The 23,714-nt window shown below is 57.4% G+C and carries 24 protein-coding genes; 13 read left to right on the top strand and 11 right to left on the bottom strand.

Annotated features, from left to right (window positions below):
• The first annotated feature begins 49 nt into the window (after window positions 1-49).
• On the top strand, window positions 50-361 hold the full coding sequence (locus NL64_RS28155; protein WP_034151333.1) for a hypothetical protein: 312 nt from the start codon (window positions 50-52) through the stop codon (window positions 359-361).
• Window positions 362-421: 60 nt separating this feature from the next.
• Here NL64_RS28155 and NL64_RS28150 read toward each other — a convergent pair whose 3' ends face one another.
• Together NL64_RS28150 and moaB are read right to left on the bottom strand one after the other, a co-directional pair.
• Window positions 422-1,648: a molybdopterin molybdotransferase MoeA gene (locus NL64_RS28150; RefSeq protein ID WP_034151332.1), complete on the bottom strand. Its 1,227-nt coding sequence runs from the start codon at window positions 1,646-1,648 to the stop codon at window positions 422-424.
• The gene (moaB, locus tag NL64_RS28145) at window positions 1,632-2,171 is read right to left on the bottom strand and encodes a molybdenum cofactor biosynthesis protein B (RefSeq protein ID WP_034151331.1); all 540 of its coding nucleotides are present in this window, start codon (window positions 2,169-2,171) and stop codon (window positions 1,632-1,634) included. Before moaB ends, NL64_RS28150 begins: the two co-directional genes overlap by 17 nt.
• 81 nt (window positions 2,172-2,252) lie before the next feature.
• On the opposite strand from moaB, the gene mobA reads away from it, so the two are divergent.
• Together mobA and NL64_RS28135 are read left to right on the top strand one after the other, a co-directional pair.
• On the top strand, window positions 2,253-2,849 hold the full coding sequence (mobA, locus tag NL64_RS28140) for a molybdenum cofactor guanylyltransferase MobA (RefSeq protein ID WP_034151330.1): 597 nt from the start codon (window positions 2,253-2,255) through the stop codon (window positions 2,847-2,849).
• A gap of 83 nt (window positions 2,850-2,932) precedes the next feature.
• Window positions 2,933-3,154 (top strand): YgdI/YgdR family lipoprotein, encoded by a 222-nt coding sequence (locus NL64_RS28135; RefSeq protein WP_034151329.1) that lies wholly within the window; start codon window positions 2,933-2,935, stop codon window positions 3,152-3,154.
• Between the two features lie 81 nt (window positions 3,155-3,235).
• Here the strand turns inward: NL64_RS28135 and NL64_RS28130 are convergent, their stop codons facing one another.
• The 5 genes from NL64_RS28130 to NL64_RS28110 all read right to left on the bottom strand — a co-directional run bounded on the left by NL64_RS28130 (window position 3,236) and on the right by NL64_RS28110 (window position 6,644).
• Window positions 3,236-3,517, bottom strand: a complete 282-nt coding sequence (locus tag NL64_RS28130) for a hypothetical protein (protein ID WP_034151328.1) — start codon at window positions 3,515-3,517, stop codon at window positions 3,236-3,238.
• Window positions 3,518-3,675: 158 nt separating this feature from the next.
• Window positions 3,676-4,566: a pseudouridine synthase gene (locus tag NL64_RS28125; RefSeq protein WP_034151327.1), complete on the bottom strand. Its 891-nt coding sequence runs from the start codon at window positions 4,564-4,566 to the stop codon at window positions 3,676-3,678.
• 71 nt (window positions 4,567-4,637) lie between these two features.
• On the bottom strand, window positions 4,638-4,955 hold the full coding sequence (locus NL64_RS28120; RefSeq protein ID WP_034151326.1) for a hypothetical protein: 318 nt from the start codon (window positions 4,953-4,955) through the stop codon (window positions 4,638-4,640).
• Window positions 4,956-5,123: 168 nt separating this feature from the next.
• The gene (locus tag NL64_RS28115) at window positions 5,124-5,360 is read right to left on the bottom strand and encodes a glutaredoxin family protein (protein ID WP_034151325.1); all 237 of its coding nucleotides are present in this window, start codon (window positions 5,358-5,360) and stop codon (window positions 5,124-5,126) included.
• A 75-nt stretch (window positions 5,361-5,435) separates the two neighbouring features.
• A complete protein-coding gene (locus NL64_RS28110; protein ID WP_034151324.1) occupies window positions 5,436-6,644 on the bottom strand; it encodes an ammonium transporter in 1,209 nt (402 codons plus the stop codon).
• Between the two features lie 326 nt (window positions 6,645-6,970).
• Here NL64_RS28110 and NL64_RS28105 point away from each other — a divergent pair, with 326 nt between their 5' ends.
• From NL64_RS28105 to NL64_RS28065, 9 genes are all read left to right on the top strand, one after another.
• The gene (locus NL64_RS28105; RefSeq protein WP_034151323.1) at window positions 6,971-7,285 is read left to right on the top strand and encodes a DUF883 family protein; all 315 of its coding nucleotides are present in this window, start codon (window positions 6,971-6,973) and stop codon (window positions 7,283-7,285) included.
• 2 nt (window positions 7,286-7,287) lie between these two features.
• Complete coding sequence (locus NL64_RS28100) at window positions 7,288-7,677, top strand: phage holin family protein (protein ID WP_034151322.1); 390 nt, start codon at window positions 7,288-7,290, stop codon at window positions 7,675-7,677.
• Entirely contained in the window at window positions 7,674-8,018 is a 345-nt protein-coding gene (locus NL64_RS28095; RefSeq protein ID WP_034151321.1) for a hypothetical protein, read from the top strand. The genes NL64_RS28100 and NL64_RS28095 overlap by 4 nt, the downstream gene beginning before the upstream one ends.
• Window positions 8,019-8,144: 126 nt before the next feature.
• Window positions 8,145-9,308, top strand: coding sequence for an EAL domain-containing protein (locus NL64_RS28090; RefSeq protein ID WP_034151320.1), 1,164 nt, complete (start codon window positions 8,145-8,147; stop codon window positions 9,306-9,308).
• 68 nt (window positions 9,309-9,376) lie between these two features.
• Entirely contained in the window at window positions 9,377-10,705 is a 1,329-nt protein-coding gene (locus NL64_RS28085; RefSeq protein ID WP_034151319.1) for a deoxyguanosinetriphosphate triphosphohydrolase, read from the top strand.
• A 179-nt stretch (window positions 10,706-10,884) separates the two neighbouring features.
• Window positions 10,885-11,274: a response regulator gene (locus tag NL64_RS28080; RefSeq protein ID WP_034151318.1), complete on the top strand. Its 390-nt coding sequence runs from the start codon at window positions 10,885-10,887 to the stop codon at window positions 11,272-11,274.
• A 200-nt stretch (window positions 11,275-11,474) separates the two neighbouring features.
• Complete coding sequence (locus tag NL64_RS28075) at window positions 11,475-12,101, top strand: response regulator transcription factor (protein WP_034151317.1); 627 nt, start codon at window positions 11,475-11,477, stop codon at window positions 12,099-12,101.
• An 8-nt stretch (window positions 12,102-12,109) separates the two neighbouring features.
• The gene (locus NL64_RS28070; protein ID WP_034151316.1) at window positions 12,110-15,751 is read left to right on the top strand and encodes a transporter substrate-binding domain-containing protein; all 3,642 of its coding nucleotides are present in this window, start codon (window positions 12,110-12,112) and stop codon (window positions 15,749-15,751) included.
• A gap of 48 nt (window positions 15,752-15,799) precedes the next feature.
• A complete protein-coding gene (locus tag NL64_RS28065) occupies window positions 15,800-18,745 on the top strand; it encodes an HD domain-containing phosphohydrolase (protein WP_034151315.1) in 2,946 nt (981 codons plus the stop codon).
• On the opposite strand, the gene NL64_RS28060 is transcribed toward NL64_RS28065, so the two are convergent.
• Window positions 18,746-19,228 carry a GAF domain-containing protein gene (locus NL64_RS28060; RefSeq protein WP_034151314.1) on the bottom strand — a complete coding sequence of 161 codons (483 nt, stop codon included), beginning with the start codon at window positions 19,226-19,228 and terminating at the stop codon, window positions 18,746-18,748.
• Entirely contained in the window at window positions 19,225-20,115 is an 891-nt protein-coding gene (locus NL64_RS28055) for an ATP-binding protein (protein WP_034151313.1), read from the bottom strand. The genes NL64_RS28060 and NL64_RS28055 overlap by 4 nt, the downstream gene beginning before the upstream one ends.
• A 165-nt stretch (window positions 20,116-20,280) precedes the next feature.
• Here NL64_RS28055 and NL64_RS28050 point away from each other — a divergent pair, with 165 nt between their 5' ends.
• Complete coding sequence (locus NL64_RS28050) at window positions 20,281-22,602, top strand: hybrid sensor histidine kinase/response regulator (RefSeq protein WP_034151312.1); 2,322 nt, start codon at window positions 20,281-20,283, stop codon at window positions 22,600-22,602.
• Here the strand turns inward: NL64_RS28050 and NL64_RS28045 are convergent.
• Complete coding sequence (locus NL64_RS28045) at window positions 22,586-23,047, bottom strand: MarR family winged helix-turn-helix transcriptional regulator (protein ID WP_034151311.1); 462 nt, start codon at window positions 23,045-23,047, stop codon at window positions 22,586-22,588. The two genes, NL64_RS28050 and NL64_RS28045, sit on opposite strands and share 17 nt — an antisense overlap.
• Window positions 23,044-23,529, bottom strand: a complete 486-nt coding sequence (locus tag NL64_RS28040; RefSeq protein ID WP_008009392.1) for a glutathione peroxidase — start codon at window positions 23,527-23,529, stop codon at window positions 23,044-23,046. The genes NL64_RS28045 and NL64_RS28040 overlap by 4 nt, the downstream gene beginning before the upstream one ends.
• Window positions 23,530-23,714: the final 185 nt, after the last annotated feature.

Below are 23,714 nucleotides of genomic sequence, written 5' to 3'. Positions count from 1 at the left end.
TTGGTGCCCACGGTTTTCAGTCATCAGCAGGACAACACAAGGACGTGCCATGCAAAGCCATGACCTCAGGCTACCGGTGTTTCCGGTCGTACCGCTCGCAGAGAAACGGGCCACTCAACCGGCCGAACTCAAAAACAGTGCAAAACCCAATGGAGAAGTTGATATGGAACCTCGCGTCGTAGAGTTGGAAACACACCTCAAGTACATCCGCCGTGACATGGAAGAAGTTCGCAGCGACGTCAAAACCATCAAACACCGACTTGCCTATTCCGCAGGGGGAACCGCCGTCGTTCTTGGGCTACTGGGCTGGATCGCCAATAGTCGCTTCGACCAGCTCGTGACACTGCTCCTGGCTCACTGATCAGTCATGAACGCAAAACCCGGTTCACGCCGGGCTTGCGTGACATGACGGCTACCCGTTTCAACCCAGGACTTCGCTCAGCGGAATGAAGTAAACACTGTCACCCGCGACCAGCGTGCGATCCTCCAACACTTCAACCAATCCATCAGCCCAAGCAGCGCTACGCAGCACACCGGAACTTTGATTTTTGTAGATGATGGCCCGGCCATTTTCCAGACGACCGCGCAAGTACTCGCGTCGATTCCCGGCTTTCTGCCAGTCAAACCCTGCCGGTACTTTTACTTTCAGCGGTTCGACCTCTCTGACACCCTGACGACGCAAGAGATAAGGCCGAGTCAACAAGGCAAAAGTCACCAGAGTCGATGCCGGATTGCCAGGCAAGCCAATCACCGGAACACCGCGAAAGTGTCCGAATGTCAGCGGTTTCCCAGGTTTGATGGCGAGTTTCCACAAGGCCAGCTCACCCTCTTCCCGCAAGGCTATGCCGAGAAAGTCGGCCTCTCCGACCGACACACCACCGGTCGAAAGGATCAGGTCGACATCCTTCAGTTCGCCGAGGCGCGTGCGAGTAGTACCCAAGTCATCCGGAAGAATTCCGGCATCGACCACTTCACAGCCCAAACGCTGTAACCAACTGCACAGCAAAACGCGGTTGCTGTTGTAGATTTGCCCCGGCCCAAGGGTTTGTCCCGGTTCAATCAATTCATCCCCGGTCGACAGAACCGCAACGCGAACCTTGCGGATCACGTCCAGCTCGGCGCAACCCAGTGAGGCCGCCAGACCTTGTTCGATCGGGCCCAAACGCGTACCAGCAGGCAGAATCACTTCACCGACAGTGGTCTCCTGGCCTTGTGGTCGGATGTTTTGCCCAAGGACCATGGCTTCGGTGAAACGCACTCGCTCATCCGGCTGGACTTCGGCGTTTTCCTGCATCTCAACGCAATCGGCACCGGCAGGCACCGGCGCCCCGGTGAAGATTCGTGCGCAAGTGCCCGGCTTCAAGGGGTCAGGCGCCTGGCCGGCGAAGATCTTCTGACTGACGACCAAAGGCTCTCCAGTCCAGTCAGCCAAACGCAAGGCATACCCGTCCATGGCGCTATTGGGCCACGGCGGCAGATCCAGCGTCGATACCAGGTCTTCGGCCAGCACACGGCCCTGTACCTGCGCCAACGGCAAGCGCTCACGCTCAACAATCCGTGAGGTATCTGCCATTTCCAGCAGACGTGCCAGCGCCACTTCGACCGGCATCAGGCTGCCGGTCTTGCCCGGCTTACCCGCGGGATTCACAGGGTGCCGCCTGTTTCAGATGAGTCACGAAATTGCATGGCCGATGGCGCGAATCCAGTTGTTCGGAAAGAATTCCGTCCCAACCGGTGCGCACAGCATTGGTCGAACCCGGCAAGCAGCAGACCAGCGTGCCATTGGCCAGACCGGCCAGAGCGCGGGATTGAACCGTCGAGGTGCCGATGTCTGCCACCGAGATCTGCCGGAACAGTTCACCAAAACCATCGACTTGCTTGTCGAGCAGGCAGGTCACCGCTTCCGGAGTGCTGTCGCGCCCGGTAAAACCGGTACCGCCAGTGATCAGCACCACCTGCACGACTTCGTCAGCAATCCAGTTGGCAACTTGCGCGCGGATTTTGTAGAGATCATCTTTAAGCAACACCCGGGCAGCCAAGTTATGGCCCGCAGCGGTCAGGCGGTCGACGAAGACCTGGCCTGAGGTATCGGTTTCCAGGGTACGGGTGTCGCTGACCGTCAACACCGCGATATTGAGCGGTGCAAAAGGTACATCAGCCTTGGCTTTCATAGGCTCGTCCAGTTGTATGAGAAACAGCCCGGTGTTATATCACAGCGCCCCGTTTTTTCGCCGCCCCCATGGAGACTTGCCATGACCTCAAATACAGACTTGCCACCCTGCTCCATTCTGCTCCTGGCAGGCGGTCGCGGCCAACGAATGGGTGGTCAGGACAAAGGTTTGCTGGAATGGCACGGTGAGCCGTTAATTGCCCATCTGCATCGCAAGACGCGGCCACTGAGCGATGACCTGATCATCTCGTGTAACCGAAATTTGGAAAAGTACGCGCCGTACGCCGATCAATTGGTTCACGACGACGAAGGTGACTTTCCGGGGCCGCTGGCCGGTATTCGTGCCGGCCTGAAAGCTGCTCGTCATACGCACCTGCTGGTCTTGCCCTGTGATGTGCCGCGCATCGATGCCGCCTTGCTCAGCAGCATGCGCGAAGCCGCCAGCCAGCATCCCGACACACCATTGATGCTGCGCCACGACGATCACTGGGAACCGTTGCTGTGCGTCATTCCCGTGGCACTTAGCGCTGAATTCGAAACTGCCTGGAACGATGGCGAGCGAAGCCCGGGTCGACTCATGCGCAAACTGGGTGCGACTGGCTTGCAATGCCCTGACAACGACCCCCGTCTGGCGAACCTTAATACTCCGGAATTGTTGAGCACGCACTACACTATGTAAGACTGAAAGAACCCAAGGAACTTGCACGCGCGGTTTACGTCTCAAGCTCCGTAACCAAAAGAATTAATTTCGGAGACACACCCATGACACAACGGACCCTGGCCACTTTCATGCTCGCACTGGGCCTTGCTACCCTCGCCGGTTGCGCATCGCCAACGGTGATCACCTTGAATGACGGTCGCGAAATCCAGGCCGTCGACACGCCAAGCTACGATCAGGATTCAGGCTTCTACGAATTCGAACAACTGGATGGCAAACAGACCCGCATCAACAAGGATCAGGTTCGTACCGTCAAAGAGTTGTAATCTTCGCGGTTTACACCAGAGACATAAAAATGCCCCGACATGTCGGGGCATTTTTGTATCTGGAATCTGTAAACGTTGAGCTTATGGGTTTGGTTCTTTGGCCAGTTTATCCACGCGTGTCAGTCCTTGCGTGGCTTCAGTAATGCATTTTTCATCATCATTGCCCGCCCGAGAGGCTTCAGCGCTGGCCTGTAACCGTTTGATTTCTGCGGTGGCGTCTGCGGAAGTAGCTGGCAGGCTGGTGACTTTGTCCTTGAGCTCCTGCAGCTTGATGGTGCAGAGGTCGTGTTGTTGCGAGGCGAATACAGGAGAAGCCAACATGGCAGCGCAAATGAACATTCCAGCGAAAGCGATACGTTTCATGGATGTCTCCTTGAACGGAAGGTCTCGGAACTGCCGAACGAAATGAAGCCGTCCCGAGGTTGAAAGCCACGTTCGCGAGGCCTGTTCAAGTGACTCTAAAACAGTCCATAAATTCGAACTTTTTTGCCAGGCCAACTAAACAAAACGCCGTTTGATCATCACCACTGCAGGGTTATCGCGCTCTCGAACTCTCTTTCCTGCCCCGTGACCGGATCAACAAACTTCAAGCCTTGCGCCAACAGTTTCAACGGATTGGCGTAGTCATCCTCCACATCCTTGAGCACCTGTGGATAAAACGGGTCGTTGCAGATGCTGGCACCCAAGGCTGTCATGTGCACACGCAACTGATGCTTCTTGCCCGTCACCGGATAAAGCGCGTAACGCCAAAGGTCACCGTTCTTTTCCCTGACCTCGACAGCCGTCTCGGTGTTGCTCGCACCCGGTCCTTCCTGCATGCGGAAGAAAGGCTCGCCATCGACAAGCCGGCTCTTGTGAACCAGTGGAAAAGTCAGTTCAGGCAAAGCCCGCGCAATCGCCTCGTAGCGCTTTTCGATTTGTCGCGTAGGAAACAACGACTGATAGGCCGAACGGCTCTGAGGGTTGGCCGAAAACAGCACAAGGCCCGCCGTATGCCGGTCAATGCGATGCAGCGGCACCAAGTGCGGGTTATCGAGTCGATGGATAAGGCGGCGCAACAAGGTCTGTTCGACGTATTCACCTGCCGGGGTCACGGGTAAAAAATGTGGTTTGTCTGCCACGACCAGATGTTCGTCCGCGTACAGAATCGACTCAATTACCGGGATCGGCTTTTCATCCGGCACTTCACGAAAATAATGTATCCGCAGACCTTCCTTGTAGGGCAGATCAAGGGCAATCGGCGCGCCCTGTGCGTCGAGAACCCGACCGCGAGCAATTCTGTCCAGCCATTGTTCACGACCGATGGCGCTGAAGTGCTCGCACAGGCAATCGAAAACGGTCTGCCACGGGCCAGGTGGCAAGTAAAGCGTGCTGGCCTGGCTGTGTGCGGCAGAAAACGATGAAGTGGACATACAAAAGCTCTTACCCTGAATGCAGAGCGGCATTATCCAACAGCGGCGGAAACGAACCTAGCGGAGAATCCTCAAGCGGGTATCTGTGCGCGCGCTGCCGCTTCCGTGTACTCCTTGAGCCAGCGCAGCACATCGACCGCTTCCCAGCGGCCCGGGTCATACAGCGCATACAACAAACCCTGATAACCCACGACATCCAGCTGTCGGTGATAGCCTGCGCGCTGAAACAAGGCTTCGATTTCAGCAAAGCAGGTATTGAAATGCAGTTTATTGAAGGGCGTTTTTCCTTCCGTCACCAAGCCATCCAGGCGCAATTCGGCGACAGCCTCGCGTACCACGTCCACAGACATCCGGTTCACGCTGCTTTTCAATTGTTCGACATTGACCACGATTCATCCCTCTGACGCCCGGACTTGCCCGCTCAAACCCAAAAACCAGCGGCGGCAAGGCAGCAATCCGAATAACTGTATGCGCATACAGTATCCGAATCGCATCACTTAAGCCAAGGGGATCAATCGTAAAGTGCGACGGGCGGATCGCGCTCATTGCAAAAACTGTTAGCGCAGGAACGCAACCACTTCGTCGGCGCTGAAGGGCCAGCCCAGCTCAGCCCCCGTATCAACCCGGCGCAAGACCGGAATTCGCAGGCTGTAGGCTTCGAACCATGTTTCGTCCTCGGCAATGTCCACCAGCTCCACCAGCAAGCCGCGCTCGACAAACTCCATCAACATGGCTTCGGCTACTTCGCAGAGATGGCACCCAAGCGTGCCGAACAGCTGACATTCAGGAAGCATGAGCGCTCTTCCAAAAAAATTGTGTGCCTATTCTAGGCCTGCCCCGAAATGCCGTCGAGCCAATGAGACACGCCGCTAATCCTGACTGACGGCGCCGATCTTGTGCACCGACAAGTCTGCGCCGTAATACTCTTCTTCCTGACTCAGGCGCAGACCATGAAACGCCTTGATCACGCCGTAAACCGCGAAGCCACCGGCCAGCGCCACGACCACGCCCAATGCAGTACCGATCAACTGACTGACCAGACTCACTCCGCCCAATCCACCCAACGCGCTCTGACCGAAAATGCCACAGGCAATTCCGCCCCATGCGCCACACAGACCATGCAGCGGCCAGACACCCAGCACATCGTCGATATGCCACTTGCCTTGAGCGGCAGTAAAGCACCAGACAAATAGCGCGCCCGCGATGGCACCGGTGGCCAATGCGCCCACGGGGTGCATCAGGTCGGAACCGGCGCAGATCGCCACGAGCCCGGCCAGTGGGCCGTTATGCAGAAAACCCGGGTCGTTGCGCCCGACGATCAATGCCGACACCGTTCCGCCGACCATGGCCATCAACGAGTTCACCGCTACCAGCCCGCTTACCCCTTGCAGGGTTTGCGCGCTCATCACGTTGAAACCGAACCAGCCGACGATCAGGATCCACGAGCCCAACGCCAGAAAAGGAATGCTCGACGGCGCGAACGCCACCAGCCGCCCCTCGCGATAACGACCATTGCGCGGCCCCAGCAGCAACACCGCCGCCAGCGCCAGCCAGCCGCCCATGGCGTGGACCACTACGGAACCGGCGAAATCATGGAAGCTGGCGCCAAAATGCGCGAGTAACCAGGCTTGCAGACCCAGGTTGCCGTTCCAGATCATGCCCTCGAAAAAGGGATAGATGAATGCCACGATCAGTGCTGTCGCACACAGTTGCGGGACGAACCGGGCGCGCTCGGCGATGCCACCGGAAATGATGGCCGGGATCGCCGCAGCAAAGGTCAGCAGAAAGAAAAACTTCACCAGCCCGTAGCCGTGATCAGCATTAATCACAGCCGCCGGTTGCATGAAAGTGACGCCGTAGGAAATCCAATAGCCTATAAAGAAGTAGGCAAGGGTCGAAACAGCGAAGTCACTGAGAATCTTCGATAATGCATTGACCTGGTTTTTTTGCCGGACCGTCCCGACTTCAAGAAAGGCGAAGCCGGCGTGCATGGCCAGCACCATCACCGCACCGATGAGGATGAACAACGTATTGGAGCTATGGACCAGAGTGTCCACAGCGCTTTGCAGATTTTCCATGGATTTGGCAGACCTTAAGGCTGAAAAAAGCACCAAAGCAGTTCGCGCGGGCAATCCATGCACCAAGTTGAGACTTGTCAGATCGAGCAAGTCTCTCCCGACGAACCGCTTTGGAGCACAGGGTTCGTCAAGGCCAATCACGACCGGGACATATGCGCGGGTTTCGATTGTTTGAGTTAAGGTTTTACTGGAATCTTGCCCAGCAACAGCGCATGGGCGCGGGCTAACGCACCACGACACAGCAAAAGTTGTACCAGTCATTTGTACTGAACCTTCGCGCAAGGCTCATACTCGAACGCAACAGAAGCCACTTACGGAGATCACCAATGGCCAGCATCAAGGCAAAGACTGCTCAAGAAATTCTGATGACCGACTTTCAAACCCTGGTCAGCGACACTGAACGATTGCTGGAACACACCGCTTCCCTGGCTGGTGATCAGGCCGATGAGTTGCGCGAACAAATTCACGACAGTCTGTTGCGTGCACGCGAAACCTTGAAACTGACCGAAGACTCCTTGCGCGAACGCGGTCAGGCTGCCGTGACCGCCACCGAAGACTATGTCCAGGCCAACCCATGGCAATCGGTGGGCATTGCCGCCGGCGTGGGTTTCCTCATTGGCCTGCTGGCAACCCGGCGCTGATTATGGCAATCGATGAAATCGGCTCGTCCGAGACGGGCGCAAGTTCCTCATCGCGACGCCTGGGCGCCGCCGTTTTAGGGTTGCTGCACAGCCACGTCGAACTGTTCGGCATCGAATTGCAGGAGCAAAAAGCCCGCACCGTCAGCCTGTTGCTGTTTGCAGGCCTGGCGCTGGTGTTCGCGTTGTTGCTGTTGGTGGGATTGTCGACGCTGGTGTTGATCGTGTTCTGGGACACCTATCGCCTGCCCGCCATCATCGCACTCTGCGTGTTCTACACCCTTGCATGCGTGTTCTGCGGGATGCGTTTGAGGGCGGCCATCTTCGATGAGTCCTCGCCCTTCCATGGCACTTTGGAAGAATTGGCCAATGATCGGGAGCGCCTGCTGCCATGAACCTGCCTGAACTGCCTCGCAACAGCTCGCGTACGGAAATGCGCAAGGCGTTGATTCGCTTGCGCATGGAAATGCATCGCCAGGAAATCCGCCACGAATCCGCTCAACTGTTGCAGCCCTTGCAGCGTGTGCGCGGAATGTCACAAAACCTGCAGGATGGCTTCGGCATTAAGCACGCACCGCTCTGGGGCGTGGCCGCGGTGACTCTACTGGGTTTTCTGACTGGCAAGGGTGCGAAAACCGGCGGCGGGATGAGTAGCCTGACCCGTTTGGTTCGCCTCGGCACCACGTTGGGGCCTCTGATCAAACTGGTCATGCAGGGCTCTTCGAACAAACACTGAGCCATCACGATCTGGCTGCATTCTTGCAATACCTGTGGGATGAACCTCTTTATCGAGGGGTTCAATCCTGCGTGCCTACCCGGAAAGCAGGCTCCATCCAAAAACAAGATCTACTAAGGAGGCCTTGTGATCGACGGGCAACCGCTCGCCTGCTTTCAGCCGTTCATCGATACCGCCACCGGCCGTATCGCCGGTGTCGAGGCACTGGGTCGACTGCGCCAGCACAATGGTCAACTGACGTCGGTTGGGCCCCTGTTCGCTGACCCGCGAACCAATGCTATCGCCCTGCGTCGCCTGGATCGCCAACTGCGCGATAACGCCTTGAGTCGTTTGCATGAGGCGCCTTCCGACTGGTTTCTCAGCCTGAACATTTCCCCACGCTGGATCAGCCGCTTGCGTCCGGACCAGCCGCTGCCAAGCCTAAAGCAACTGAGCCGGCATGGCGTCGATCCACGGCGAATCGTCTTCGAGATCACCGAACTGGGTGGCGACATCCAGCGACTGGCACACGTGGTGGCACGTTACCGCCAGGCCGGTGCACGCATCGCCATCGACGACTTCGGTGCCGGCTACTCGCAACTCGATCGCGTATTGGCATTGCAACCGGACATTCTCAAGCTGGACATGCGCCTGTTCCAGGCGGCGGCGTTGGGTGGACCGAGCAGCGAGGTGGTCATGGCACTGGCGCAAATGGCCGAGAAAACCGGTTGCTGGATCATCGCCGAAGGGGTGGAAACCGAAGCTCAACTCAATTTCGCCCTGGAGTGCGGTTCACGCTACGTGCAGGGCTTTCTGTTCGCCGGGGCGCAAGAAAACTTCTTTGCCAGCGATGCTTTCGTCGAGCGTTTCGCGCAACTGCGTCAACGCTATGTTCAACAGAAACTGGCCGAGCGCAGTCGCCTGATGATCATGCGTCAGCAGCTGAGCGAATTGATGGCGATCCTGCAAGCCTGGGCTCAGGCCCGCGCTCCGTTGAGCGCCCTGCCACGACTGGATGCATTTCCCTGGCTGTTGCGCTTCTATCAATGCGATCGCCTCGGAACACAGTTGACGCCGAACCTTGAATGGCGCAACAGCGGCTGGTTCGCCGACAACCGCTACCTGGGGCATAACTGGTCCTGGCGTCCCTACTTTTATCACCTGCTGGCTGAAGGTGGCGATGAGCGTCGGCTGACCCTCTCCAACACCTACCGCGACGCCACCAGCAATCAGTATTGCCTTACCGCCGGGCAATTTTTCGACAATGGCGAACGCCTGCTGCTCATCGATATCGATGCCGTCGGGCTGTAGTTCCGCTTGCAGGTCATGTTGCGAACCGGGAAGCTAAGGGCTCAGTCACCTGACGGAGAGAACCAGCCTTGGATTGGCAAACCCTGCTTACCCGCGAACGCCTTGGAAAACCGCTGCACAGTCCGGAAGAGCTCGGTCGCAGCCCTTTTCACAAAGACCATGACCGTATCATTTTCTCCGGGGCGTTTCGCCGCCTGGGGCGCAAGACCCAGGTTCATCCAGTCACCAGTAACGACCATATCCACACGCGCCTGACCCACTCGCTGGAGGTCAGTTGCGTCGGCCGCTCCCTGGGTATGCGCGTGGGCGAAACCATCCGTAGCGCCCTGCCCGACTGGTGCGATCCGAGTGACCTGGGAATGGTGGTGCAATCGGCTTGCCTGGCCCATGACATCGGCAATCCCCCTTTCGGCCACTCCGGCGAAGATGCGATTCGGCACTGGTTCCAGCAGGCTGCCGGTCGTGGCTGGCTGGATGCAATGAGCGAAGCCGAACGCAATGACTTCCTCAATTTCGAAGGTAACGCCCAAGGCTTTCGGGTTCTGACGCAACTTGAGTATCACCAGTTCGACGGCGGCACGCGCCTGACCTACGCCACCCTTGGTACCTACCTGAAATATCCATGGACGGCAAAACACGCCGACTCCCTGGGCTACAAAAAGCATAAGTTCGGTTGCTACCAGAGCGAGTTGCCGCTGCTGGAGCAGATCGCCCATAAACTCGGTTTGCCTCAGCTTGAAGACCAGCGCTGGGCACGTCATCCGTTGGTGTACCTGATGGAGGCCGCCGATGACATTTGCTACGCCTTGATCGACCTGGAAGACGGCCTCGAAATGGAGTTGCTGGAGTACGCCGAAGTCGAGTCGCTGTTGCTTGACCTGGTGGGCGACGATCTGCCGGAAACCTATCGTATGCTCGGTCCTGATGATTCGCGTCGGCGCAAATTGGCAATCCTGCGGGGCAAAGCCATCGAACACCTGACCAATGCCGCCGCCCGAGCGTTCGTCGAGCAACAAGACACGCTGCTGGCCGGTACACTGCCCGGCGACCTGGTGGAGCATATGCACGGTCCTGCCAAGCGTTGCGTCCTGAATGCCAAGGACATGGCGCGCAAAAAAATCTTCCAGGACAAGCGCAAGACGCTGCACGAAATCGGCGCATATACGACGCTGGAAATCCTGCTCAACGCCTTCTGTGGCGCGGCGCTGGAACAACACAACGGTCGAACCCCGTCCTTCAAGAGCCGTCGGGTTCTCGACCTGCTGGGCAACAACGCGCCCGACCCACACGGCCCTCTGCACGCTTCATTCCTGCGGATGATCGACTTCATCGCCGGCATGACCGATAGCTATGCTAGCGACATGGCGCTGGAAATGACCGGTCGCTCCCGGCACTGATGCGAATCGTCTGATCAGCCATTACGTCTCCCGTAATGGCTGATTAGCCACCTAAAAACGAAAGGCATTCAACTCGCGCTGAATTCCCCTACAACTCATGCCGAGTGAACTGATCGATTGCCCGGTATCCTCGCGAAACAATCACGCTTACTTTGTTCGACACAAGAAGCGTAAATAACATGATCAAAGACAATCTGCGTATTTTGCTGGTGGAAGATCATCCGTTTCAGCTCATGGCGACTCAATGTCTGCTCGAGAGCTACGGCTTCACTCAACTCACCACCACGGACAGTGCCGAAGGGGCATTGCAACAAATGCTCACCTCGGTGCAACCCTTCGATATTCTTCTATGCGACCAATGCCTACCCGATCTCTGCGGGCTGGACCTGGTGAAATTTGCCAGTCATCGAGGGATGATCAAACAGGCGATACTTCTAAGTAGCCTGACACCCGCCGAGCTGGACAGGCTTGAAAACACCGCCAACATCAATGGGCTGCCCCTGCTGGGTTACTTGAGCAAGCCCTTGAAACAATCCGAATTCAGAAAACTATTGACCTTGATTCAGTAGTAAAAAAGATTCAACCAATATAGAAACAGACATGAAAAACTTCATACATCCTCATCAGAAATCCAATTAGCACGTAAGCCCTTTCTTTTTCTCATGTAGGAACATTCCTATATTGCTGCTACAGGTAGGTCAGTTCATACGTCACATCAACTATCTGAGATAAGGTGCGCGCTTTATTTGAGCTCGCATGGGATTTTATTATGAACTCCGTTTTTATTGTCGACGATCACCCTGTCATTCGACTTGCCGTTCGCATGTTGCTGGAACACGAAGGCTATAAAGTCATCGGCGAGACTGATAATGGGGTCGACGCCATGCAGATGGTTCGTGAATGCATGCCCGATCTGGTCATTCTCGACATCAGCATTCCAAAACTGGATGGCCTGGAAGTACTTGCCCGTTTCAACGCTATGAACACCCCCCTCAAAACATTGGTATTAACTGCGCAATCACCGACACTTTTTGGTATTCGCTCCATGCAGTCCGGTGCTTCTGGATATGTTTGCAAGCAAGAAGATCTCAGCGAACTGGTCAGTGCAATCAAGGCGGTATTGTCAGGTTACAACTACTTTCCAAGTGAAGCACTCAACCCGGTTCGTTGCGACGACGCACGCTGGGCAGAACTGGAACTTTTCAAGTCAGTCAACGATCGGGAACTAATGGTATTACAACTTTTTGCCCAAGGTCGCACCAACAAGGAAATTGCCAAAGGCATGTTCCTGAGTAACAAAACAGTCAGCACTTATAAAAAACGGCTAATGCAGAAACTCAAGGCAAAATCCCTTGTTGAACTCATCGAAATGGCTAAACGCAACGCATTGGTGTGAGAAACAGCATGCCCCGTCGTTTAAAGGATTACCTGATTCTGATGACCGCTGGCTTATGCCTGAGTACCGCCTTGTTTGCAGCCCAGGGCAGTGAACGCTACACCTTGCTCAGTCGCTCGACGGCCGGGCACGTGGAAGTCCAACTGGATCAATCACAACGACAGTGGGTCGATAACAGAACAGAACTGCTCCTTGGAACATCAGCACCGGATTATCCCCCCTTCGACCTGACCATCAGCGGCCGCGACTATGAAGGCTTCACTGCCGACTACGCAGGTATTCTTGGAAAAGTCACCGGTTTGCCTATCAAGGTTCAGCGCTTTGCGTCCCGGGGCGCTGCAATCGAGGCGCTCGAAAGGGGCGAAGTCGATCTGCTCGGCACCGCCAATGGCTTCGAGGCGCACAATGCTGAAATCGTGCTCTCCACACCCTATGCCGTGGATCAACCGGTGCTGGTCACGCGTGAAGGGGAAACCCGGTCGCTGACCGATGGCCTCGCAGGCCTGCGGCTGAGCATGGTGTATCACTATTTGCCGCTGGAGGAAGTGAAGGCCCTGTACCCGAAGGCGATCATCACGTCCTATCCGTCGTACCAGAATGCGATCAATGCCGTAGCTTTTGACCAGGCTGACGTGTTTCTCGGCGATACCATTTCTACCCACTACATGATCAACAAGGGGTACCTGAACAACATCCGCATGGCCAATTTTGGCAAACACGAAGCGCATGGTTTCAGCTTTGCCGTACGCAAGAACAATCCGGAACTGCTCGGCATCATCAATACGATGCTCATGGCCATCCCCACCAGCGAACGAGAAAACATCGCCAAGCGATGGAGTGCCGGAAGTGACATCCTGCTCACCGATCACAAACTGGAGCTCAGTTACAGCGAAGAACGTTGGCTGGCACAGCATCCAGTGGTTCGCGTGGTGGCCAATGAGGCGCTCGCACCACTGACGTTTTTTGATAATGACGGCAACTTTCGGGGCGTTGCCGCGGACTTGCTTGAACTGATCAGACTACGCACCGGCTTGCGTTTCGACATCCAGCGCAGCCGCAACGACAGCGAAATGATCCAGCGCATCAACGACAACCAGGCTGACTTGATAGCTGCACTGCTCCCCAGCGCGCATCGAGACACGTTGCTGAACTTCAGCCGTCCGTATCTACAAAACTCCTATGTCCTGCTGACACGCAAGGGAACCGACAGCCCGACCAACCTTGCGCAGCTTGAGGGCAAGCGCCTGGCCATCGCCCAAGGCAATCCGCTGATGGATTACCTGCGTAACGAGTTCCCGCAGATACACCTCATCGAAACCCCGGACACATTCAGCGCCGTAGAAATGTTGGCCGAGGGACGGGCCGAAGGTACGGTCAATTCATTGGTGATCGCCAACTATTTCATTTCATCGCGACTCTTCGAACACACCCTCCAGATCAGCACCACGATCGGCACGGAGCAGGCCGCTTTCTCCCTGGCGACGGGGCGGGACGCCAAGGAGCTCAATGACATTCTCAACAAGGCGCTGCTGAGCATCGCGCCGGAAGAATTGGGCATCATCAACAGCCGCTGGCGTGGTTATTCGGCATCCACACAAAACACGTGGCGCAACTACCAACGGCTGTTCTATCAAATCGTCATCGGCGCCAGCGTACTGTTATTGATTTCCGTGGCCTGGAACGCGTACATGCGGCGCCAGATCAACCAGCGCAAGACGGCCGAGCGCGCTTTGAACGATCAATTTGAATTTATGCGTTCGCTGGTCAATGGCACCCCTCACCCGATATACGTGCGTGATCGTCAGGGTTTGCTGCAAAGCTGCAATGACAGTTATCTGCTGGCCTTTGGCACCCAGCGCGAAGACGTCATCGGCAAAAACTGCATCCAGGGCGTCCTGAGCAATGCCTTCGAAGCGCGGGAGTATCACGCTGACTACCAACGTGTCGTCGCCGAGGGAAAACCGCTGATACTTGATCGCCCGCTGCACATTGGCAGTCGTCGGTTGACGATCTATCACTGGATCCTTCCCTACCGCGACTCAAGCGGTGAAGTGCAAGGCATCATCGGTGGCTGGGTTGACATCAGCGAGCGGCGGCAACTGTTGGACGACTTGCGTTGCGCCAAAGAACGAGCCGATGAAGCCAATCGTGCGAAAAGCACCTTTCTCGCGACCATGAGCCATGAAATCCGCACGCCGATGAATGCGGTCATCGGTATGCTCGAATTGACGCTCAAGCGTATCGAACAGGATCACCCGGATCGTCCCGCCATCGATGTCGCGTATCACTCGGCCAAGGATTTGCTGGAACTGATCGGAGATATTCTCGACATTGCGCGAATCGAATCCGGACACCTGAGCCTGAGCCCGCAACGTGCCAACCTGTGGGAAACCGTCGCCTCGGTGGTGCGAATCTTCGACGGCCTGGCCCGGCAGAAAAATCTCGACCTGGTGCTGGAATTCAATCCGGTCGATCCAGCGTTCGATGTCCTGCTGGACCCGCTGCGCTTCAAGCAAGTGCTGTCGAATCTGGTTAGCAACGCCATCAAGTTCACCGAGCAGGGCCAGATCAGGATTATCGTCACCCTGAATCCTGGCGCCGATCTCGAACAGGTTCACATGCTGTTGCAGGTTCAGGACAGCGGTATTGGGATCAGCGAACGGGATCAGCAGCGCCTGTTCGAGCCTTTCGCTCAGGCTGATAGCGCCGGACCGTCAGCGAGGCGGGGTACCGGGCTGGGCCTGGTGATCAGCCGCAGCTTGTGCGAAAGGATGGGTGGCAGCTTGCAGTTGAGCAGCCAGCCGGGGGTCGGTACGCAAGTCGAAATGTCACTGCAACTGCCCACTCTCCCACCTGAAACCGGAGTCAAAATGGCTGAAGCACAAATCCCTGCCATAACCGCGCCTTTGAACGTGCTGGTGGTCGATGATCACGCCGCCAATCGCCTGCTGATGTGTCAGCAACTGGAGTTTCTGGGTCATCGATTCAGCACGGCGGCCGATGGTCAGGCCGGATTCGAGGTGTGGAAAAGCGGCACGTACGATCTGGTGATCGCCGACTGCAACATGCCGGTCATGAATGGCTACGAACTTGCAAAAGCCATTCGCCGACAGGAACAACAGACGCAACAACCTCCTTGCACGGTGCTGGGCTTTACCGCCAATGCGCAGCCGGAGGAAATTCTACGGTGCAAGCAAGCCGGGATGGATGACTGTCTGTTCAAACCCTTGACCCTGACCGCTTTGAGCCAGTGGGTTGAGGGCATAGAGCCCACCGCCCTCGGCCCGGCCTTCAGCCTGGAAGGATTTGAGCTGATGACCGGGGGTAATCCGGTATTGAACCGGCGATTGTTGACCGAACTATTGAACAGCAACCATCTGGACAAAGAAGAATTGTTGGCGCTGTCCGGTTCCACGAATCGCCAGTTATTTCTCGACATTGCCCACAAAATCAAAGATGCCGCCCGAATCGTTCAGGCCTCGCGACTGATCGATTCCTGCGAAATGCTCGAAGCCGCCTGTCGTGATGAATTCCAACCCGACAAAGTGGCCGAATGCTGCAAAACCATGGAGCGCGCCCTGCTTGAGCTGGACCAGGCATTGCTGAAACAAATCGCGCAAAACGACGAAAGCAGAATGATAGAGCCTTAACTATGCTTGGACGCTGAGCAGTGTGTTAACCATCATGGAGTGACCTGCATGCCCAGCCCACTGCGCCCGGAACAACGGCGGCTTCCCCTGCACGTTCATATCAGCGTGATGTTCACCTTCCTGCTGTTGTTGACCGGAGTGGTACTGGGCATTTTCAACTATCGGCAAACCACGCAGATCATTCTGTCCAGCAGTGAAAAGCTGTTTAACCGCATTGAGCAGGATGTCCGCCTGGACCTGCACGCGACCTACGAGCCGATTCGTCACCTGCTCAGTTTGTTGGTGCACAACCCAGCGATGCAGGCACCGGATCTGGTGCAACGTCTGGCACTGCTCCAACCCTTCAGCCAATCGCTCAAGGACAATCCCGATCTGGCGTCGCTGTACATCGGCTACGCCACCGGTGATTTTTTCATGGTTCGCCCGCTGCGAACTTCCAATCTGAAAACGCAGCTCAAAGCTCCGGAATCAGCGGCTTATCAGGTGTGGAGCATTGAGCGCAACGACACCGGCCAGGCTCATTCCCAATCCTTGTTTTTCGATCAGGACCTGGCGCTCATCAGTCGTCAGGACAACCCCGGCGACACCTACGATCCACGAAGCCGCGCGTGGTTTTCCAGCGCCAAGCGCGACAACGATCAGATCACCACCGAACCCTACGTCTTTTTCTCCACCCACAACGTCGGCACCACCCTGGCACGGCGCAGTGGCGATAGCGCCGTCATGGGTGCCGACCTGACCCTGGAAGAACTCAGCGCCACCCTGGCCAAACATGTGGTGACACCCGCTACCGAGATCGTGTTGTTCGATGCCAAGGGCAATGCCATCGCTTACCCCGACAGCACCCGACTGATCGTCGATGATCAAACGGCCCGTCTGATAAAAGCCGCCGACCTGAACCCCAGCCTGGGTGCTTTGCTCGACAATCCCCCGGAAGGCAATCGCCTGGATGCTGCCGGACGTCAATGGATCGTGGCGCGTAGCAGCATGCAGGAAGGCGGCCCCCAAGGGCTGCAACTGGCGCTGCTGGTGCCGGAAGATGAACTGCTCGCCGACGCCTATCGCATGCGCTGGCAAGGTGCCCTGATTACCCTGGCAATTTTGCTGTTATGTGTGCCACTGGGCTGGTTGACGTCGCGAGTGCTGGTCAAACCCTTGCGCGCTCTGGTGAAGGAAGCGGATGCGATTCGCAGTTTCGACTTCAATTTTCCGGTCTCCCGTCGCTCTCCGGTGCTTGAAATCGACCAATTGAGCCTGTCGATGGCGCGCATGAAAGACACGCTCGCGAGTTTTTTCCAGATCACCGAAAGCCTGAGCGCTGAGACCCGTTTTGCCCCGTTACTGGAACGTGTGCTGTTTGAAACGGTGAAGATCGGCCAGGCCCAGGCCGGCCTTATTTACCTTCGCGAAGGTGACGGTGATCGCATGGAGCCCCAGGGGTTGGTGATCAACGAAGCGGCTCAAGACCTGTCTGCATTCGGTGTCCGCGGGCATGAGCTTCATGACCCACAGAGCCCGGCGTGGCTACAGCAACTATCGTCCGCCGACAGTGTGGTAACCCATCTGGGTTTCGAACAGGCGGGGGACTTGCAGAAAGTGTTGCTCGAACTGACCTGCCCTCGCGTTCATCTGATTGGCATCCGCTTGCACAATCGGCACAACGAAACCGTGGGCCTGCTGATATTTCTGTTGGCCGATAGCGGCAATCAGAGTGACCTGGAAAAACTCCGCCCGGACCGCATTGCATTTCTGCAGGCCATTTCCGGTGCAGCCGCCGTGAGTATCGAAAGCCAGCGTCTGCAAGCCCGGCAAAAACAATTGTTGGACGCCTTTATCAAACTGCTGGCAGGCGCGATTGACGCCAAAAGCCCCTACACCGGCGGGCATTGTCAGCGCGTTCCGGAGTTGACGTTGATGCTGGCACAAGCCGCCGCGGCCAGCCAGGAGCCGGCCTTCCGCAGCTATCAGCCCACCGAGGATGATTGGGAGGCGCTGCATATCGCGGCCTGGTTGCACGACTGTGGCAAGGTCACCACGCCGGAATACGTCGTCGACAAAGCCACGAAGCTGGAAACCCTCAATGACCGCATCCACGAAATCCGCACCCGCTTCGAAGTCCTCAAGCGCGACGCCTGGATCAGTTATTGGCAGGCCATCTCACTCGGCGGCGACGAGCAGCACCTTGCGCAACTGCGCGATGGCACGTTAGCGGAACTGGACGATGATTTCGCCTTCATTGCCCGCTGCAATCTTGGCGGCGAAGCCATGGCCGAAGCCGACCTGCAACGCCTGCGCAGCATCGCCCAGCGCAGCTGGACTCGAACGCTGGATGACCGGCTTGGGGTTTCCTGGGAAGAGAACCGCCGTCAGGCCCGCACCCCGGCACCTACACTGCCGGTCACTGAACCGCTGCTGGCGGACAAACCCGAGCATCTGTTCGAACGGGATGAAGCCGAATTGATTGCGCCGGATAATCCCTGGGGATTCAAACTCGATGTGCCGCGTTACAAGTACAACCGCGGCGAACTCTACAACCTGAGCATCACCCGAGGCACCCTGACGAGCGAAGAGCGCTACATCATCAATCACCACATGGTGCAAACGATTCTGATGCTCAGCCACCTGCCCTTTCCCGGTCACTTGCGCAACGTCCCGGAAATCGCCGGCGGCCATCACGAAAAAATGGACGGCAGCGGTTACCCCAAACGCTTGCAGCGCGAAGAGATGAGCCTGCCGGCACGAATGATGGCGATTGCCGATATTTTCGAAGCGCTGACCGCCGCTGACCGACCTTACAAGAAAGCCAAGTCGTTGAGCGAAGCGCTGAGCATCATGGCTTTCATGTGCCGGGACGCCCACATTGACCCCGAACTGTTCGGGCTGTTCATCAACGCGCACATCTATTTGAAGTACGCCGAACGTTTCCTCGACCCGCAGCAGATCGATGCGGTGGACCATACAGGCCTGCTGATGAAGGCCGGCCTGAAGATTTGATCAGCAATCGGTCAGGCGCAGGAAAATCGCCGCCAATTGCTCGATACCAGCCTGATCCTGCGCGGTGAAACGCGCGAGCTTCGGGCTGTCGAGGTCAAGCACGCCGATCAACCGGCCCTCCTTGACCAACGGCACGACCAGTTCACTGTTCGACGCACTGTCACAAGCGATATGGCCAGGGAACGCGTGCACATCTTCGACCCGTTGAGTCTGCAAGGTTGCCGCCGCCGCACCACACACGCCCCGGCCGAACGGAATCCGCACGCAGGCGATTTGCCCCTGGAACGGGCCAAGCACCAGTTCTTCATTGCGATTGAGGTAAAAACCAGCCCAGTTCAGGTCATCGAGTTGATTGAACAGGAACGCGGAAAACTGCGCAGCGTTAGCGATGAAATCCCGCTCGTCCGCCAACAGGGACTCAAGCTGCGCGTGCAGCATGCCGTAGCCTTCGAGACCCTGGCCGCTCTTTTGTAAATCGATCATGCCTTGTGCTCCAACAGTTTCAGCCCCACCCAATAGCGGGCAAATTGATACGCGCAACGCCCGTTGCGATTGCCCCGGCCCGTGGCCCAGCGCACCGCCAGGATGTCCAGTTCCTCGTCGCGCTGCCACGCAAGGCCAGCCTTGTCGGCCAGTTGACCGATCCAGTGCTCGACCACGTTGAGGAAGTGTTCCTGGGTAAACGGATAGAACGACAGCCACAGGCCGAAACGGTCCGACAGGGCGATCTTGTCTTCCACCGCTTCGCTGGGGTGCAGTTCGCCGTCGACGCGTTTCCAGTTTTCGTTATCGCTTTCCTTCTCCGGCACCAGGTGGCGACGGTTGGAGGTGGCGTACAGCAAAACGTTATCCGGCGCCTGTTCCAGCGAACCGTCGAGCACGCTCTTGAGCACGCGATAGTCGCCCTCGCCGGATTCGAACGACAGGTCATCGCAAAACAACACGAATCGCTGGGGCAGCTTGGCGATCTGTTCGACCACGCGCGGCAGGTCTGCCAAATGATCGCGTTCGATCTCGATCAGACGCAAACCGGCATTCGCGTGCTCAGCCAGCAAGGCCCGCACCAGCGATGATTTGCCGGTGCCGCGCGAACCCCAGAGCAAGGCGTGGTTGGCCGGCATGCCATCGAGGAACTGTTGCGTATTGCGCCCCAGTTGCTCCACTTGCCGATCAACGCCGATCAGATCGGACAGGCGCATATCCAGGCTGACTTCCAACGGCAGCAGAAAACCGCTGCGGCCCTCGCGCTGCCAGCGCGCAGCCAGGCTGTGGGTCCAGTCGATGGCTTGCCGAGGGGTGGGCAACAGCGGCTCGATACGGGCCAGGACCGCATCGGCGCGTTCAAGAAAAGCATTCAATCGGGAATCCACGTCTTCTCCTCGGACACGTTCACAGTAATGATGGCGCTACAGCGACGAAAAACACCGTTCGATGAACGGTTGACCCCTTACACCGGGGCTCGCGAGAACATCGGCTTCGATGCATGATCGACTATGCTTGAGCAGTGAAGGGAAAAGGAAGTGGTTCAACACCCCATGGACATCAAGTTCACCAACCGGCTGTCCTACAAACAAGCACGGCTTACCGTGCTGGTCGGTTTCGTTCTGGGCCTGCTGCTCAGCCTGCTGCAAATAGGCATCGATTATGCCAGTGAAGACGCCTCCATCAACCGCGAAATACTGTCTTTGCTGGAAATCAGTCACAACCCTGCGTCACGGATCGCCTACAACATCGACGCCGAACTCGCCCAGGAACTGACCCTGGGCCTGCTGCGCTCACCGGCGATCATCGGCGCGAAACTCACCGACAACAACGGCAACGTGCTGGCCAACGTCAAGCGTCCGGGCCTGCAAAGCGGCTATCGGGTGCTAAGCGACTTCCTGTTCGGCGCCCACCGACAGTTCGAAGATCGACTCTATCTGGGCCACTTGCCGAACGAATCCCTCGGCACGCTGCAACTGGACGTTGACACTTACTCATTTGGTTACCGGTTCCTGCGTCGGGCCGAAGTGACCCTGCTCAATGGCTTCGCCCGTAGCCTGATCCTGACCGGGATTTTGCTCGCACTGTTTTATGTGATGTTGACCAAGCCCCTGGTGCGGCTCATCCGCGAACTCAGCAGCCGTGATACGCGCAACATGGAACCGACGTCTCTGGAATGCCCAGCGGGACATGCCAATGATGAAATCGGCGTGCTGGTGAAAGTAGCGAACCAGCAATTCGAAAACGTCGCGACCGAAATTCAGCAGCGCCGCAACGCCGAAAACCGCCTGACCGACTACCTCAGCCAACTGGAAAACATCGTCTCGGCGCGCACCGCGGAACTCAAGGCGATCAACGCCCGGCTCAGCCAATCCAATCAGGAACTGGAAGTCGCGCGCAGCACCGCGCTGGACATGGCTGAAGCGCGCTCGACGTTCCTCGCCAATATGAGCCACGAAATTCGCACGCCCCTCAATGGCTTGCTGGGGATGATCGCCCTGTCCCTCGACAGCCCGCTGACTGCCGAGCAACAGCAACAACTGTCCATTGCCCATGACTCGGGCAAGGTACTGGTGGAATTGCTCAACGATATTCTCGATCTGTCGAAGTTCGATGCCGGTCAACTCGAGCTCGAACACATCCCGTTCGACCTCGGCTCACTGGTGGAAGACACCGCCAACCTGCTGTCGCAGAACGCCGCGCCGAGTGTCGAGCTGACTTGCCTGATCGCTCCGGACTTCCCGGCATTGGTACTCGGTGACCCGACCCGGGTCCGGCAGATCGTCAGCAACCTGCTGTCCAATGCTCTCAAGTTCACCCGTTTCGGTCGCGTCGATGTACGCCTGTCGACATTCGGCGACGGCGTCAGAATCGAAGTCTGTGATACCGGCATCGGCATTCCCCAGGACGCCCAGGTCAAAATCTTCCAGCCCTTTACCCAGGCCGGCGCCGGTATTACCCGGCAGTTTGGTGGCACCGGGTTGGGCCTGGCCCTGACCTACAACCTCTGCGAAGCCATGCAAGGGCGCCTCACCATCAGTTCGGAAGCGGGTTTCGGCAGCCAGTTCTGCGCGCAACTCCCCCTGCCCCGCCACACTCGGGCGCTTTGCCCATCTCCCTTGCAGGGCAAAGTCATCGCCATTACCGCTGCCAGCAGCGGCCTGGCGGAACTGCTGAACAGTCTGTTACCCGGTTGGGGGCTGGACTATCAGCAGCGCTCTATAGAGGACCCGATGATCGGCCTCGCCCCCGATGTCCTGATCACCGATTGCCCTGAATGCCTGTTTAATCTGCGCCCGACTTTCACCGCACCGATACTGCTGGTGACCGCTTACGGCAGTTTCATGCCCAGCGAGGAAATCAACGCCCTTGCGCCTTTGCAACAACAGGCCCGTCCATTGGCCCGCAACGCGCTATACCAGACCTTGCGCAGAATTCTGCTGCCGGAAACCGGCACCATCGACAATATCCAGGTCGACAATCACTCCCCACAACGACGCGGCCGCGTGCTGTTGGTCGAGGACAACCCGGTCAATCAACTGGTGGCCAAAGGCATGCTCGGCAAACTCGGCTGCGAGGTGATTGTTGCCGCTCACGGCGTCGAAGCACTGGATCAGCTGGAGAATCGTGAATTCGACCTGGTATTGATGGACTGCAATATGCCGGTGATGGATGGCTATGAAGCCAGTCGACAAATCCGCCGCAGTGGACGCTGGCCGCAGTTGCCGATCGTGGCCCTGACCGCCAACGCCATGTCCGAAGAACGCGAACGCTGCCGTGCGGCAGGCATGAGCGACTATCTGGCCAAACCCTTTCGCCGGGAAGAACTCGCGGCGCTACTGGACGTGTGGATACCCGTTACGTCAGTGCCTTGATTTGCCCCAACAGGTGATCGAGGCCATCGCGCAGGTCATTCAAGCGATTCAGATCCACGCCGCTGTCACACAACAGGCGAGCCTTCAACGGCCCGACCTGATCGCGCAACGCCCGCCCGGCTGGCGACAGGCTTAAATGCACCTCCCGCTCATCCCGCGCCGAACGCTGGCGCTGAACCAGTTGCAGCTGCTCGAGACGCTTGAGCAACGGCGTCAGCGTGCCGGAATCCAGCGCCAGACGTTCGCCCAAGGCCTTGACGGTCGGCTGCTCGGGGGCGTTCTCCTGCCATTCCCACAACACCAGCATCGCGAGGTATTGCGGGTACGTCAGGCCCAACTGATCAAGCATCGGCTTATAAGCCCGGATCACCGCCCGGGAAGCAGCATAGAGCTTGAAGCAGAGCTGGCTGTCGAGGTTCAGCGAGTCGACGGACAAAGTATTCATTTGAGCAGAGCTTCAATCTCGCGGCTCAAGTCCTGCGGCTTGGTCGCCGGAGCAAAGCGCTTGACCAACTGACCGTCCTTGCCGATCAGGAATTTAGTGAAGTTCCACTTGATGCCCTGGGAGCCCAGTACACCCGGTGCACGCTTTTTCAGTTGCACGAACAGCGGATGGGCGTCGGCGCCGTTGACTTCGATTTTTTTGAACAGCGGGAAACTGACCCCGTAATTCAGCTCGCAGAACTCGCTGATCGCTCCTTCGTTGCCCGGTTCCTGCTTGCCGAACTGATTGCAGGGAAAGCCCAGCACCACCAAGCCTTGATCCTTGTAGGTCTGCCACAGTTCTTCGAGACCTTTGTATTGCGGGGTGAAACCGCATTTGCTGGCGGTGTTGACCACCAGCACGGCTTTACCAGCGAAATCCGCCAGGGTCTTTTGCTCGCCCTTGATGGTGGTGCAAGGGATGCTCAGCAGGTTGTCGCTCATGATCAAGGCTCCGGATTCAAGAAGGTGGGCCAAACATAGCGAGCAATTGAATTGTGTGCAATTCAATTAATCAAATTTGTCCGGCGTGAAATTCGAACCCGTAAGAGCCGGCTTGCTGGCGATCAGCGCGCTGCAGTGTGTCAATCCACCGCTATCGCCAGCAAGCCGGCTCCTACAAGGGATCA

The organism is Pseudomonas fluorescens (assembly GCF_000802965.1).
GTDB lineage: Bacteria > Pseudomonadota > Gammaproteobacteria > Pseudomonadales > Pseudomonadaceae > Aquipseudomonas > Aquipseudomonas fluorescens_A.
The sequence above is the reverse complement of the archived record's forward strand: the minus strand, read 5'-3'. Positions and strand labels throughout refer to the sequence as shown.

What these genes read in the sequence shown, in the direction of transcription:
- NL64_RS28050 (WP_034151312.1), top strand. Translation starts at nt 20,281, where the DNA reads ATGGACATCAAGTTCACCAACCGGCTGTCCTACAAACAAGCACGGCTT.
- NL64_RS28110 (WP_034151324.1), bottom strand. Translation starts at nt 6,644, where the DNA reads ATGGAAAATCTGCAAAGCGCTGTGGACACTCTGGTCCATAGCTCCAAT.
- NL64_RS28060 (WP_034151314.1), bottom strand. Translation starts at nt 19,228, where the DNA reads ATGATCGATTTACAAAAGAGCGGCCAGGGTCTCGAAGGCTACGGCATG.
- NL64_RS28080 (WP_034151318.1), top strand. Translation starts at nt 10,885, where the DNA reads ATGATCAAAGACAATCTGCGTATTTTGCTGGTGGAAGATCATCCGTTT.
- NL64_RS28075 (WP_034151317.1), top strand. Translation starts at nt 11,475, where the DNA reads ATGAACTCCGTTTTTATTGTCGACGATCACCCTGTCATTCGACTTGCC.
- NL64_RS28095 (WP_034151321.1), top strand. Translation starts at nt 7,674, where the DNA reads ATGAACCTGCCTGAACTGCCTCGCAACAGCTCGCGTACGGAAATGCGC.
- NL64_RS28070 (WP_034151316.1), top strand. Translation starts at nt 12,110, where the DNA reads ATGCCCCGTCGTTTAAAGGATTACCTGATTCTGATGACCGCTGGCTTA.
- NL64_RS28040 (WP_008009392.1), bottom strand. Translation starts at nt 23,529, where the DNA reads ATGAGCGACAACCTGCTGAGCATCCCTTGCACCACCATCAAGGGCGAG.
- NL64_RS28045 (WP_034151311.1), bottom strand. Translation starts at nt 23,047, where the DNA reads ATGAATACTTTGTCCGTCGACTCGCTGAACCTCGACAGCCAGCTCTGC.
- moaB (WP_034151331.1), bottom strand. Translation starts at nt 2,171, where the DNA reads ATGAAAGCCAAGGCTGATGTACCTTTTGCACCGCTCAATATCGCGGTG.
- NL64_RS28115 (WP_034151325.1), bottom strand. Translation starts at nt 5,360, where the DNA reads ATGCTTCCTGAATGTCAGCTGTTCGGCACGCTTGGGTGCCATCTCTGC.
- NL64_RS28105 (WP_034151323.1), top strand. Translation starts at nt 6,971, where the DNA reads ATGGCCAGCATCAAGGCAAAGACTGCTCAAGAAATTCTGATGACCGAC.
- NL64_RS28100 (WP_034151322.1), top strand. Translation starts at nt 7,288, where the DNA reads ATGGCAATCGATGAAATCGGCTCGTCCGAGACGGGCGCAAGTTCCTCA.
- mobA (WP_034151330.1), top strand. Translation starts at nt 2,253, where the DNA reads ATGACCTCAAATACAGACTTGCCACCCTGCTCCATTCTGCTCCTGGCA.
- NL64_RS28135 (WP_034151329.1), top strand. Translation starts at nt 2,933, where the DNA reads ATGACACAACGGACCCTGGCCACTTTCATGCTCGCACTGGGCCTTGCT.
- NL64_RS28125 (WP_034151327.1), bottom strand. Translation starts at nt 4,566, where the DNA reads ATGTCCACTTCATCGTTTTCTGCCGCACACAGCCAGGCCAGCACGCTT.
- NL64_RS28065 (WP_034151315.1), top strand. Translation starts at nt 15,800, where the DNA reads ATGCCCAGCCCACTGCGCCCGGAACAACGGCGGCTTCCCCTGCACGTT.
- NL64_RS28130 (WP_034151328.1), bottom strand. Translation starts at nt 3,517, where the DNA reads ATGAAACGTATCGCTTTCGCTGGAATGTTCATTTGCGCTGCCATGTTG.
- NL64_RS28155 (WP_034151333.1), top strand. Translation starts at nt 50, where the DNA reads ATGCAAAGCCATGACCTCAGGCTACCGGTGTTTCCGGTCGTACCGCTC.